General features: G+C 68.8%; 9 protein-coding genes. 7 read left to right on the top strand and 2 right to left on the bottom strand.

The window, feature by feature from the left end:
* The first annotated feature begins 12 nt into the window (after positions 1-12).
* The 6 genes from AC0L6G_RS07680 to tdh all read left to right on the top strand — a co-directional run bounded on the left by AC0L6G_RS07680 (position 13) and on the right by tdh (position 7,410).
* Complete coding sequence (locus AC0L6G_RS07680) at positions 13-1,392, top strand: methylmalonyl-CoA mutase family protein (RefSeq protein WP_293827359.1); 1,380 nt, start codon at positions 13-15, stop codon at positions 1,390-1,392.
* Positions 1,389-3,572: a methylmalonyl-CoA mutase gene (scpA, locus tag AC0L6G_RS07675; RefSeq protein ID WP_293827357.1), complete on the top strand. Its 2,184-nt coding sequence runs from the start codon at positions 1,389-1,391 to the stop codon at positions 3,570-3,572. Before AC0L6G_RS07680 ends, scpA begins: the two co-directional genes overlap by 4 nt.
* Positions 3,569-3,991: a methylmalonyl-CoA epimerase gene (gene mce / locus AC0L6G_RS07670; protein ID WP_291536445.1), complete on the top strand. Its 423-nt coding sequence runs from the start codon at positions 3,569-3,571 to the stop codon at positions 3,989-3,991. The genes scpA and mce overlap by 4 nt, the downstream gene beginning before the upstream one ends.
* A 63-nt stretch (positions 3,992-4,054) precedes the next feature.
* The gene (locus AC0L6G_RS07665; protein ID WP_293827354.1) at positions 4,055-4,975 is read left to right on the top strand and encodes a DUF4232 domain-containing protein; all 921 of its coding nucleotides are present in this window, start codon (positions 4,055-4,057) and stop codon (positions 4,973-4,975) included.
* A gap of 42 nt (positions 4,976-5,017) precedes the next feature.
* On the top strand, positions 5,018-6,208 hold the full coding sequence (locus AC0L6G_RS07660; protein ID WP_293827353.1) for a glycine C-acetyltransferase: 1,191 nt from the start codon (positions 5,018-5,020) through the stop codon (positions 6,206-6,208).
* Between the two features lie 149 nt (positions 6,209-6,357).
* Positions 6,358-7,410: an L-threonine 3-dehydrogenase gene (gene tdh / locus AC0L6G_RS07655; protein WP_293827350.1), complete on the top strand. Its 1,053-nt coding sequence runs from the start codon at positions 6,358-6,360 to the stop codon at positions 7,408-7,410.
* Between the two features lie 46 nt (positions 7,411-7,456).
* Here the strand turns inward: tdh and AC0L6G_RS07650 are convergent, their stop codons facing one another.
* A complete protein-coding gene (locus AC0L6G_RS07650; RefSeq protein WP_473253138.1) occupies positions 7,457-9,838 on the bottom strand; it encodes a TonB-dependent receptor in 2,382 nt (793 codons plus the stop codon).
* Between the two features lie 100 nt (positions 9,839-9,938).
* On the bottom strand, positions 9,939-10,961 hold the full coding sequence (locus AC0L6G_RS07645; RefSeq protein ID WP_293827346.1) for a DNA topoisomerase IB: 1,023 nt from the start codon (positions 10,959-10,961) through the stop codon (positions 9,939-9,941).
* A 116-nt stretch (positions 10,962-11,077) separates the two neighbouring features.
* Between AC0L6G_RS07645 and rlmJ the strand changes: the two genes are divergently transcribed.
* On the top strand, positions 11,078-11,893 hold the full coding sequence (gene rlmJ / locus AC0L6G_RS07640; RefSeq protein ID WP_293827344.1) for a 23S rRNA (adenine(2030)-N(6))-methyltransferase RlmJ: 816 nt from the start codon (positions 11,078-11,080) through the stop codon (positions 11,891-11,893).
* Positions 11,894-12,096 lie beyond the last annotated feature (203 nt).

The raw sequence follows: 12,096 nt of genomic DNA, 5'->3' as shown, positions 1-12,096 counted from the left end.
CGGGAACGTCGCATGACCTTCCCAACCCCCACGCCCCTGGAATGGCGCGAGTCGGCCCAGAAGGCGCTGAAGGACAAGCCGCTCGAAAGCCTGCTGCATCTGGACGCGGACCATCTGGTCACGCGCCCGCTCTATGCCGAGGCGACGGGGGGGCAGCCGATCTTCGCGCCGCGGCCGTCAGACGCCGAGGGGCGGGCCTGGGACCTGCGGACCCTGGTCGAAGGCGACGAGCCCGAGGCGGCCAACGCCGCCGTCCTGACCGATCTGGAGAACGGGGCGGCCTCGGTGCTGCTGAAGGGCGGGGTGTTGCGGGACGCGGCGGCCCTGGCGCGGGCGCTGGAGGGGGTGGCGCTGGAACTGGCGCCGGTCGCGCTGGACGCCGGGATCGACGGGCCGGAGGCGGCCGACGCCCTGGCCGTCGTCGCCAAGGGCGCGCCGCGCGCGAAACTGCGTTTTCACATGGACCCGATCTCGGCCTTCGCCGCAGCGGGCGGGGCGCCGCGCGCCATCGAGGATCATCTGCGCCTGGCCGCCGATGCGGCGGCGCGTCACATCGGCGCCTATCCCGAGGCCGGTTTCTTCATGGCGGGCGGGCGGGTCGCGCACGAGGCGGGCGGCTCCATCGCCCAGGAGTTGGCCTTCGCGGCCGGCGCCGTCGTCGCCTATGTCCGCGCGGCGACGGAGGCGGGCCTGACGGTCGAGGCGGCCCTGCGCGGCACGGCAGTCGGCCTGTCGGTCGACCAGGAATATTTCGACAGCCTGGCCAAGGTCCGGGCCATGCGGCTGATCTGGGCCAACCTGGCGCGCGCCTTCGGCGTGGACGCCCCGGCCGTGATCGAGGCGCGGTCGTCGCGGCGGATGCTGTCGGCGCGCGATCCCTGGCCCAATCTGCTGCGGCTGACGGCGGCGGGTTTCGCGGGCGCGGTCGGCGGGGCGGACGTGGTGGTGCTGGACGGCTTCACCCGCGCCGAGGGGCGCCCTGACGCCTTCGCCCGGCGCCAGGCCCGGAACACCCAGCTGATCCTGATGGAGGAATCGCACCTGGGGCGGGTCGACGATCCGGCCTCCGGCAGCTGGTATCTGGACGCGCGCACCCATGACCTGGCCCAGGCCGGCTGGGCCGAATTCCAGGCCATCGAGGGCGAAGGCGGGCTGGTGCAGGCCTTGAAGGGCGGGATCGTCCAGCCCCGCATCGCCCGCGCCCGCCAGGTCCGCGAGGCGGCGCTGGCGAACGGCGCGGCCCAGATCGTCGGCGTGACCAAATATGTGGATACGGATGTGCGGCCTGCGCCGGTCGAGGCGGGCGGTGAGGCCGCTGCGGCGGTCGCACGGGTCTGCGAACCGCTGAGCCCGATCCGCTTCGCCGCAGCCTTTGAGGAGGCCGGCCAATGAGCGCTTCTGGGAATTTCCCTGACTTCACCCGCATCGCCCTGAGCCTCGACGCCACGGGGCAGGGGCCGGCGCGCGAGCCCTGGCTGACGCCCGAGGGGCTGACGGTCGCGACCGCCTATGGAGCCGACGCCGCGGCCGATCTGGCGCACCCGCACGGCCTGCCCGGGTTCGCCCCCTTCGTGCGCGGCCCCTATCCGACCATGTATGCGGGCAATCCGTGGACGATCCGGCAGTATGCGGGCTTCTCGACCGCCGAGGAATCCAACGCCTTCTATCGCCGCAACCTGGCGGCCGGTCAGAAGGGGCTGAGCATCGCCTTCGATCTGGCCACGCACCGTGGCTATGACAGCGACCATCCGCGCGTGAAGGGCGACGTCGGCATGGCGGGCGTGGCCATCGACAGCATCTATGACATGCGGACCCTGTTCGACGGCATACCGCTGGACCAGATGTCGGTGTCGATGACGATGAACGGGGCGGTGCTGCCGATCCTGGCCCTCTATGTCGTCGCGGCCGAGGAACAGGGCGTTCCCCACGAAAAGCTGACCGGGACCATTCAGAACGACATTCTGAAGGAGTTCATGGTCAGGAACACCTACATCTATCCGCCCGAGCCCTCGATGCGGATCATCGCCGACATTTTCGCCTGGACGGCGCAGGAGACGCCCAAGTTCAACAGCATCTCCATCTCCGGCTATCATATGCAGGAGGCCGGGGCGTCTGCGGACATCGAACTGGCCTACACCCTGTCGGACGGGATCGAATATCTGCGCGCGGGCGTCGCGGCGGGAATGCCCATCGACCGGTTCGCCCCGCGCCTGAGCTTCTTCTGGGCCATCGGCATGAATTATTTCATGGAGGTGGCCAAGATGCGGGCGGGCCGCCTGCTGTGGGCCGAGGCGGTGCGCCGGGAAGGGGGCGAGAATCCCAAGTCCCTGTCGCTGCGCGCCCACTGTCAGACCTCGGGCTGGAGTCTGGCCGCCCAGGACGTGTTCAACAATGTGCCCCGCACCATGGTCGAGGCCATGGCGGCGGCGGGCGGTCAGACGCAGAGCCTGCACACCAACGCCCTGGACGAGGCCCTGGCCCTGCCGACGGACTTCTCGGCCCGGATCGCGCGCAACACCCAGATCCTGCTGCAGCAGGAGACGGGGCTGACGCGGGTCATCGACCCGTGGGGCGGCAGCTTCTATGTCGAGCGCTTGACCCACGAACTGGCGGAACGCGCCCGCGCCCACATGGCCGAGGTCGAGGCCCTGGGCGGCATGGCCAAGGCCATCGAGGCCGGCATACCCAAGCTGCGGATCGAGGAATCGGCGGCCAGGACCCAGGCCCGGATCGACACCGGCCAGCAGACGGTGGTGGGGGTGAACAAATATCCGAATTCCGTCGCCGACGACATTCCGATGCTGAAGGTCGACAATGCGGCGGTGCTGGCGGCCCAGATCGACAAGCTGAAACGGCTGCGCGCCGAGCGGGACCAGGCGGCGACCGACGCGGCGCTGGACGCCCTGACAGAGGGCGCGCGGGGGACCGCTAATCTGCTGGAACTGGCGGTTCAAGCTGCGCGCGCAAAGGCGACGGTGGGCGAGATTTCCGATGCGCTGGAGGCCGCTTTCGGCCGCCATGTGGCGACGGTCCAGACCGTGTCGGGCGTCTACGCCAAGGAGGCGGGAACCGACGCCCGCTTCGCCCGCGCCCGCGACATGGTGGCGACCTTCGTGGAGAACGACGGCGGCCCGCCGCGCATCCTGATCGCCAAACTGGGCCAGGACGGCCACGACCGGGGTCAGAAGGTCGTCGCCACCGGCTATGGCGACCTGGGTTTCGACGTCACGGCGGGCAGCCTGTTCCAGACCCCGGCCGAAGCCGCTAGGGATGCGGTCGAAAAGGGCGTCCATGCGGTCGGCGCGTCGTCGCTGGCGGCCGGGCATCTGACGCTGGTCCCGGAGCTGAAGGCCGAGCTGGAAAAGCTGGGCCGGCCCGACATCATGATCGTGGTCGGGGGCGTCATCCCGCCGTCGGACGTCCAGCCCCTGCTCGATATGGGGGCCGCGGCCGTCTATCCGCCCGGCTCGGCCATCGCCGACACGGCGGTCGATCTGATCGAGAAGCTGAACCAGCGGCTGGGTTACGCCCAGCCCGCGCCCCCCAAAGCGAAGAGTGAGGCCAAGTCATGATCGGCGCCCTGAACCACGTCGGCGTCGCCACGCCGTCCATCGCCGAGTCGATCAAACTGTATCGCGACGTGCTGGGGGCGACCCGGATCGGCGAGCCGTTCGACCTGCCCGCGCAGGGGGTGAAGGTCTGTTTCGTGGATACGCCCACGGCCCAGATCGAACTGATCGAACCCTATGACGAGACCAGCCCCATCGTCGGCTTCCTGGCGAAGAACCCCAAAGGCGGCCAACACCACGTCTGTTTCGAGGTCGCCGACATCCATGCCGCCGTCGCGGAAATGCGGGCCAAGGGCGTGACCATCCTGGGCACGGGCGAGCCGCGCATCGGCGCCCACGGCACGCCGGTCGTGTTTCTGCATCCCAAGGCGATGGGCGGGGTGCTGATCGAACTGATGGAAACGCCGAAAGGCGATCACTGAACGCGGCAAGCGGAGCCTTTCGGGCGGTCGCCCGTTGAGGGCGAAACCTGAGGGAACGTCATCATGTCGCGCCGCCTGACCGCCTTCGCCGCCGCCGCCGCCCTGACCGGGGCCGCCTGTTCGCAACAGGCCCCGGAACAGCCGACGGCGCCCGAAGAACCGCAGGCGGCGCCCGCCTCGACCGCCCCATCGGTCGGCTTCGCCTGCGAAAGCGGGGCGACGCTTCAGGTGCAATACGCCGACAACGACAGCGCCAATGTGACCTATCGGAACCAGGCCTACGCCCTGCGCTCTGTCCAGTCGGCCAGCGGCGCGCGCTATGTCGGAGCAGGGGTCGAATGGTGGACGGCGACCCGCGATGGTCAGGAAAGCGGCACGCTGAGCCGGCTGGGGCCGGACGGGCAGACCGGGGTGGCGGTTCTGGAACGCTGTTCGCGGCCCATTCCCGGAGCGGAGGCGGCGCCGGGGCCGATCCCGACGCCGGGCCGGACGCCGGGCCGGACGCCGACGCCTGCGGCGGGCGGAGTGCTGCCGGCGACCCTGCCATGCAAGGCGCCGCAACTGAAGCTGGAGGCGGGCGAAGGGGACGCAGGCGCCGGCAACCGGGTGCGCAACTTCAGCCTTCAGAACATCGGAACCCAGGCCTGCAGCCTGACCGGCTATCCTGTCGTGACGCTTCAGGACGCGCGCGGCCGCGCCGTGACGTCGGTCCGCGCGGAACAGAGCCCCGGCAGCTATTTTCGTCAGGGGCAGGCGCCGACGCCGGTCGAACTGGCGCCCCAGGCCAGGGCCTGGTTCGAAATGGCCTGGAACGTGGTGCCGAACGAGACGATGCAGAAGACCTGTCCCGACGCCGCGACGGTGAAGGTTACGGCGCCCAGCGACACCGCCGCCCTGAGCCTGCCGTTCGCCTTCACCCCCTGCGGCGGGCGTATCCGCGTCAGTCCCATCCGGGCGGAGGCCGACCCCCAGCCCGCGACCTGAGGCGGGTGGAAACGGATCGAAAATCGGCGTAGGTCGCGGCCCATGACCCAGACCTTCTACGACCGCGTCGCCGGCGAACTGACCGACATCGACGCCCAGGGGCTGACCAAGCCCGAGCGCGTCATCGCCTCGCGCCAGGGGCCGGTGATCCAGGTCGCGGGACGCGACGTGCTGAACTTCTGCGCCAACAACTATCTGGGCCTGGCGGGCGACGAGCGCGTGACCCAGGCCGGGATGGCGGCGCAGGCGAAGTGGGGTGCGGGCACGGCCTCGGTCCGCTTCATCTGCGGGACGCTGGAGATCCACAAGGAACTGGAAGCCGCCATCGCCGGCTATCTGGGGTTCGAGGACGCCATTCTGTTCGCCGCCGCCTTCGACGCCAACGGCGGGATCTTCGAGCCCCTGTTCGGAGAGAACGACGCCATCGTGTCAGACAGCCTGAATCACGCCTCGATCATCGACGGGGTGCGGCTGTGCAAGGCCAAGCGGTATCGGTTCGCCAATTCGGACATGGACGAGCTGGAGACCCGGCTGAAGGAGGCCCGCGCTGCCGGGGCGCGCGACATCGTCATCGCCACCGACGGCGCCTTCTCGATGGACGGCTATATCGCCAAGCTGGACGAGATCCGGGCGCTGGCCGACAAATACGACGCCCTGATCATGGTCGATGACTGTCACGCGACGGGCTTCCTGGGGCCGCAGGGGCGAGGCTCTTTCGCCCATCACGGCGTTCAGGTCGATTTCGTCACCGGCACCTTCGGCAAGGCGCTGGGCGGGGCCATGGGCGGCTTCATCTGCGCCCGGAAACCGGTGGTCGAACTGCTGAAGCAGCGGGCGCGGCCCTATCTGTTCTCCAACGCCCTGTCGCCGGCGGTATGCGGGTCGTCGCTGGAAGCCATCCGCATCGCGCAAGGGTCGGAGGGCGACGCCCTGCGCACGCGCCTGTCGGCCAACGCACACCGCTACCGCGGCGCGATGGCGCAGGCGGGGTTCACCCTGCTGGACGGCGAACATCCGATCATCCCCGTCATGCTGGGCGACGCCAAGCTGGCTCAGGATTTCGCCGCGCGGGCGCTGGAACTGGGCGTCTATGTGATCGGGTTTTCCTTCCCCGTGGTGCCGCGCGGCCAGGCCCGCATCCGCACCCAGATGTCGGCGGCCCATACCTTCGATCAGATCGACCGGACGGTCGCGGCGTTTACACAGGCGGGACGGGAGCTGGGCGTCATCTGACGCCACATTTTGCCCGTCATCCTAGGCCTTGTGCCTAGGATCCATAAACTCCGTCGTGGACGTGGGGTCGCGATGGAGACCGGGAGTCTGGATCCTAGGCACAAGGCCTAGGAGGACGGTCTTCCTGCATAACCAAGGGAGAGGTCATCATGACCCAAACCATGAAGGCCCTGGCCAAGACCGGGCCGGTTGAGGGCCTGGAACTGATCGATGCGCCGATCCCCGAGGCGGGACCGGAGGACGTGCTGATCCGGGTGCATCGCACGGCTGTCTGCGGCACGGACATCCACATCTGGAACTGGGACGAATGGTCCCAGAAGAACGTCCCGACCCCGATGATCACCGGCCACGAGTTCGCCGGCGAGATCGTCGCCGTCGGCAAGGAGGTGGATCGCCCGCTGAAGATCGGCCAGCGCGTCTCGGCCGAGGGGCACGTCATCGACCTGAATTCGGAAGCGGCGCGCGCCGGTCGCTTCCACCTGGACCCGCACACGCGCGGCATCGGCGTGAACCGCCAGGGCGCCTTCGCCGAGTTCGTCGTGGCGCCGGCCTTCAACGTGATCGAATTGCCCGACGACGTGCCCTACGAGATCGGCTCGATCCTCGATCCGTTCGGCAATGCGGTTCACACGGCCCAGCAGTTCGACCTGCTGGGCGAGGACGTGCTGGTCACGGGCGCGGGCCCCATCGGCATGATGGCCGCCGCCGTGGCCCGTCATGCGGGGGCGCGGACGGTGGTCCTGACCGACATCAACGACTTCCGTCTGGACCTGGCGCAGAAGGTGGCGCCGGGCGTGCGCACCGTGAACACCACCAAGGAAGACATCCACGACGTAATGAAGGAACTGGGCCTGAAGGTCGGGTTCGACGTGGCGCTGGAGATGTCGGGCTCCCCGGTCGCCTTCAGACAATGCGTCGACACCCTGATCATGGGCGGCGGCATGGCCATGCTGGGCATTCCCGGCAAGCCCATGGAGACCGACTGGGGCGCGATCATCCTGAAGGCCCTGACCATCAAGGGCGTCTATGGGCGCGAGATGTTCACGACCTGGAGGAAGATGCTGGGCCTGTTGAAGGCCGGTCTGGACCTGAGCCCCCTGATCACCCACCGGCTGGCCTACGCCGACTATCGCGAAGGCTTCGAGGCCATGAAGTCGGGCCAGTCGGGCAAGGTCGTTCTGGACTGGGACAAGGCGGCCTGAGAACCGGCGTCCCCTCCCTGCGAAGCGGGGAGGGGACTTGCGCCGTCTAGTACCGCGCCCGCAGGGTGATCCCCACGGTGCGGGGATCGCCGGGATTGCCGATGACCAGGCCCGAGTTGCCAGACTGGACGCTGACGAACTGAAGATAGTCCTCGTCCAGCGCGTTCTTGACCCAGACGAAGGCCTCCCAGCCGTTGTCGGCGCGGAAGCCGCCGCGCAGGTTCAGGATGGAATAGCCTTCGATCTCGGTATAGCGCGAAACCGAGGCGTCGGAGTTGTAGGTCGAGCGATAGCTGGCGTCGGCGCCGCCGTAGAACTCGCCCGGCAGGCCCAGGAAGCCGCCCCGGCCATGCAGTTCGCCGCCCACCGACGCGGCCCAGGGCGAGACGCCGGGCAGGTCCTGGCCCGACAGGTCGCAGGCGACGGTCGATGTCCCGATCCGCTCCAGCGGGCAGGGACCGTTGGCGAAGGCGTCGTATTTCGCATCGGTCCAGGCGACGTTGGCGTAGAGGTCGACATGCTGGTTGGGCCTGGCGAAGGCGTCCAGTTCCACGCCCTGGATCGTCACCTTGTCGGCGTTGGCCAGATAGCCGCGCAGGGCGCCGGGGCCGCTGTCGACCACATTGGCCTGATAGTCTTCAACATCGGTGCGATAGGCGGCCAGGTTGGCGGTCAGGCGACGGCCGAACGCCTGGGTCTTCAGGCCCAGCTCATAGGTGGTGACGACCTCGGGCTTGACCACGGCGTTGGTCAGAGACGGCTGGCCGTTGGGCAGGTTGGGAATGCCCGCCATATTGATGCCGCCCGACTTATAGCCCCGCGCGACGCTGGCGTAGGTCAGGACGTCGTCGGCGACGTCATAGGCCAGGGACACCTGACCGGACAGGTCGTCGTCCGACAGGCTGGCGTCATAGGCCTGGGGGCGGGCGACGCCCAGGCGGCGCGAGATCAGGGCCGCATCGTTGGTGACGAGGCCGCCAGCCGTCGTGGCCTGATACCAGCCGGACTTGTCTTCCTTAGTGTAGCGCAGGCCCGGCGTCAGGTGCAGCCGGTCGGTGATGTTCCAGGTCAGCTGGCCGAAGACGGCGTATGAATCCGTCTCGATCCGGCTGTCGTTATACACGATATAGCCGTCCAGCAGGGCGTCGGGCACGGTCGGCAGGTTCGGCCCGATCAGCCAATAGACGGCGTCGCGGCCGTATTCGGTGACGCCGTGCGTCTCGACCGCCTGATGGAAGGCGTAAAGGCCGACGGTCCAGTCGATGCGGTTCGATCCGTTGGAGGACAGCCGCAGTTCCTGGCTCCACTGATCCTGCCACGACGGATTGGCCGACTGGCGGGTGATGTCGAGCGCGGTGTAGTCGCGGTCGTTCTTCGGACCCCAGTCCCAGGCGCGCCAGGCCGAGACCGAGGTCAGGGTGGCGAAACCGAAATCGTAGTCGACGACGGCCGAGACGCCGCGGTGGATCTGGTCGGCCTGGATCGGGCTGTCGACATCGGCGAGACGGTCGTAGGGGTCGGTGCTGGGCGGAGCATAGCCGCGCCCGGCGGCCAGGGCGGCGAACTGCTGGGCGGCGGGCTTCAGCGTCTGGCCCGCCGTGACATAGACCTGGGTGCAGCAGTCGGGCGTCAGGTCGGCGTAGTCGGCGTAGAGCCGTATGCGAAGCTGATCCGTGGGCTGGAACAGCAGCTGGCCGCGCAGGCTGATCGACTGTTGCGAGTTCTGCTTCTCGCCCGTGGTGACATTGTCCAGCACGCCGTCGCGCCGGGTGGAGACGACCGAGAGGCGGGCGGCGACCTTGTGGTCCACGACGGGGCCGCTGACGGTGGCCTTGGCCTGAAGGAAGCCATAGTCGCCGAAGCTCAGTTCGGCGCGGCCTTCGGGCGTGAAGGACGGCGCCTGGGTGGTGATGTTCAGGGCGCCGGCGGTGGTGTTCTTGCCGAACAGGGTGCCCTGCGGCCCGCGCAGGATTTCGATCCGGTCCAGATCGACGAAGTCCAGCGTCGCGGTGGCCGGGCGGCCGTAATAGACCTGATCGACATAGATGCCGACGCCCTGTTCCAGCCCGTCGTTGGCCAGGCCATAGCTGGCGCCCAGGCCCCGGATGGTGATGGCGGTGTTCCGGGGGTTCGACGTCAGAAGCTGGACGCTGGGCGCCAGCTGGGCGACCTGGCCGACATTGTAGGCGCCGGTGCGGTCCAGCAGCTCCTCGTTCACGACCGTCAGGGCGATGGGCACGTCCTGCGCCCGCTCGTCGCGGCGGCGGGCGGTGACGACGATGTCGCCGACGCTGGCGACGCCGGGCGTCGCCGCCTGGGGCGCGGGCGGCGCGTCCGGCGCGGCCCAGGCCAGGGCGGGCGCAGACAGGCCGGTAAGGAGGGCCGTGGCGGACAGCAGTCTTCGGACAGTGGCGGATGTGGCGGTCATGATCCCCTCGCGGCGTCTGGTTGCGCCACGAGCAGGAGGCGGTTTTAAAGCCTAGCGATCAAATGGAGATTTCTAATCCCAGCGATGAGAACCGCTGAGGTCAGGCGGCAAGCAAATGTTTGATCAGGGCTTTTTCGAAACCCTTGGTCTCCGATCCAGGAAGGACTTTGGCGATCTCTCCGCTTTCGAACAGGGCGAAGACCTTGGGATGGACGTAGGAGGCGCGGCAGACGGTCGGCGTGTTGCCCAACAGGCCGGCCACCGCCTTGACGCAGACGGTGATCTTTCGCTTGGCGTCGGCAGGCGAGGACGGAACCTCCGTATCGCGCAAGGCGCGAGCCGCCGAGACCGTGCCGGCCCAGGTGCGGAAGTCCTTGGCCGAGAACTGGTCGCCCATCGCCTCGCGGATATAGGCGTTCACGTCGTCGGAATCGATCGGACACAGCGTCCCGTCGGCCGTGCGGTATTTGAACAGCTGCTGGCCCGGCAGACCCTCCAGCTCGCGCACGACGCGGGCCAGGCGACGGTCCTTGACGCTGACGGCGTGATCCTTGCCGCTCTTGCCGCGAAACTCGAAGGTCAGGGCGGCGCCGTCCACGTCCAGATGCCGCTTGTGCAGGGTGGTCAGGCCGTAGCTGCGGTTCTGGCGGGCGTAGGTCGCATTGCCGACCCGGATCAGGGTGATCTCCAGAAGACGGACGGCGGTGGCCAGCACCTTGTCGCGACACACGCCGCGCAGGCCCAGGTCGTGTTCGACCCTGTCGCGCAGTTTCGGCAGGGCGCGGGAGAAGGCCGGCAGCCTGTCGAACTTGTTTTCCGAGCGGGCCGTGCTCCAGTCGGCGTGATAGCGATACTGTTTGCGTCCCTTGGCGTCGCGCCCGGTGGCCTGGATGTGCCCATTGGCCCTGGGGCAGATCCAGACGTCGGTCCAGGCGGGTGGAATGGCCAGGGCGCGGATGCGGGCCAGCGTCTTTGGATCGGAGACGGCCTGGCCCCTGGCGTCGCGATAGGACCAGCCCTTGCCTGAACGGCGGCGCGTCAGGCCGGGAGAGGCGTCGCTGCAGTAGCCGAGACCCTGGGGGACTTCGGCGGCGACATCGAAGGCGTGCGATCCGTCGGCCATTCGCCGCGTTTCCTTTTCGTTGGTCTTTCAGCCGTTTGCCGAGGACGAGCGACGAACGCGGGGCCGGGCGGGCGAGTTCCGCTTGACCGATAGGGCGCGCCGGGGGACGAGGCGGCATGAACTATCGCCACAGCTTTCACGCCGGAAACTTCGCCGATCTGGTCAAACACGCCCTGGTGCTGTGGCTGGCGGCGGCGCGCCAGGCGCAGGGGCCGTTGACGGTTCTGGACACCCATGCGGGGGCCGGGCTTTACGACCTGTCGGGCGACGCGGCGCGGTCCAAGGAGGCCGAGGCCGGGGTGGCGCGGCTGATGGGCGCCGAGGGGCGCACGCCGCTGATGAAGGCCCTGGCGGACCGGGTGGCGGCCTACAACCCGGACGGCGGGGCGCGGTATTATCCGGGGTCGCCGTTGCTGATCGCGGACGCCCTGTCCGACGGCGGGCGCTATGTCGGGTTCGAGCTGAACCCGCCGGTGCGCGCCATGCTGGCCGAAGCCCTGGCGGGACGCGCGAACGCCGAGGCGCGCGAGGGCGACGGCTACGACCTGGCGGTCGTGGAGGCGGCCAGGGCGCGCGGGCCGCTGGTGCTGATCGACCCGCCGTTCGAAAAGCCCGACGACTATGCGCGGGCCGCCGAGGCGGCGGTCGCGGTGGCGCGGCGCGACCCGAGCGCGACGGTGGCGATCTGGACGCCGTTGAAGGATCTGGAGACCTTCGACGCCTTCATCCGGCGGCTTGAGGGGCGCGCGGGGCCGACCCTGGCGGCGGAGGCGCGCCTTCGGCCCCTGACCGATCCGATGAAGATGAACGGCTGCGCCATGGTGGTGGTCAATCCGCCGGCCGGATGCGAGGCGGCGGCGAACGAGATTTGCGGCTGGGTCGCGGGCGCCCTGGGCGAGGCGGGCGGCCGGGCCGAGGTCTGGACCTTCTGAAAAGTTGGACTCCGAAAAAAACAGTCCAACGAGTCCAAGTGAGTCCGACTTTTGGGCGCAGGCGACGATGTCAAAGACCGATCGGTCATCATAACCCAGGTCGGCGAGGCGATCGGTCGATTGCGCGGCGCGGTCTGCAAAGCCTTGTGCGCCAAGGGATCGCGAGCGGCGATTAGGATGGCTGGGCCGTGTTTCGGCTGGCG

It is taken from the genome of Brevundimonas sp. D3-1P, from assembly GCF_055809335.1.
Note: the sequence above shows the minus strand (reverse complement) of the source record. Positions and strands in the feature narration are given on the sequence as shown.

Excerpts from the sequence above, each read along its gene's own strand:
- AC0L6G_RS07680 (WP_293827359.1), top strand. The coding sequence starts at position 13 with ATGACCTTCCCAACCCCCACGCCCCTGGAATGGCGCGAGTCGGCCCAG.
- scpA (WP_293827357.1), top strand. The coding sequence starts at position 1,389 with ATGAGCGCTTCTGGGAATTTCCCTGACTTCACCCGCATCGCCCTGAGC.
- mce (WP_291536445.1), top strand. The coding sequence starts at position 3,569 with ATGATCGGCGCCCTGAACCACGTCGGCGTCGCCACGCCGTCCATCGCC.
- AC0L6G_RS07665 (WP_293827354.1), top strand. The coding sequence starts at position 4,055 with ATGTCGCGCCGCCTGACCGCCTTCGCCGCCGCCGCCGCCCTGACCGGG.
- AC0L6G_RS07660 (WP_293827353.1), top strand. The coding sequence starts at position 5,018 with ATGACCCAGACCTTCTACGACCGCGTCGCCGGCGAACTGACCGACATC.
- tdh (WP_293827350.1), top strand. The coding sequence starts at position 6,358 with ATGACCCAAACCATGAAGGCCCTGGCCAAGACCGGGCCGGTTGAGGGC.
- AC0L6G_RS07650 (WP_473253138.1), bottom strand. The coding sequence starts at position 9,838 with ATGACCGCCACATCCGCCACTGTCCGAAGACTGCTGTCCGCCACGGCC.
- AC0L6G_RS07645 (WP_293827346.1), bottom strand. The coding sequence starts at position 10,961 with ATGGCCGACGGATCGCACGCCTTCGATGTCGCCGCCGAAGTCCCCCAG.
- rlmJ (WP_293827344.1), top strand. The coding sequence starts at position 11,078 with ATGAACTATCGCCACAGCTTTCACGCCGGAAACTTCGCCGATCTGGTC.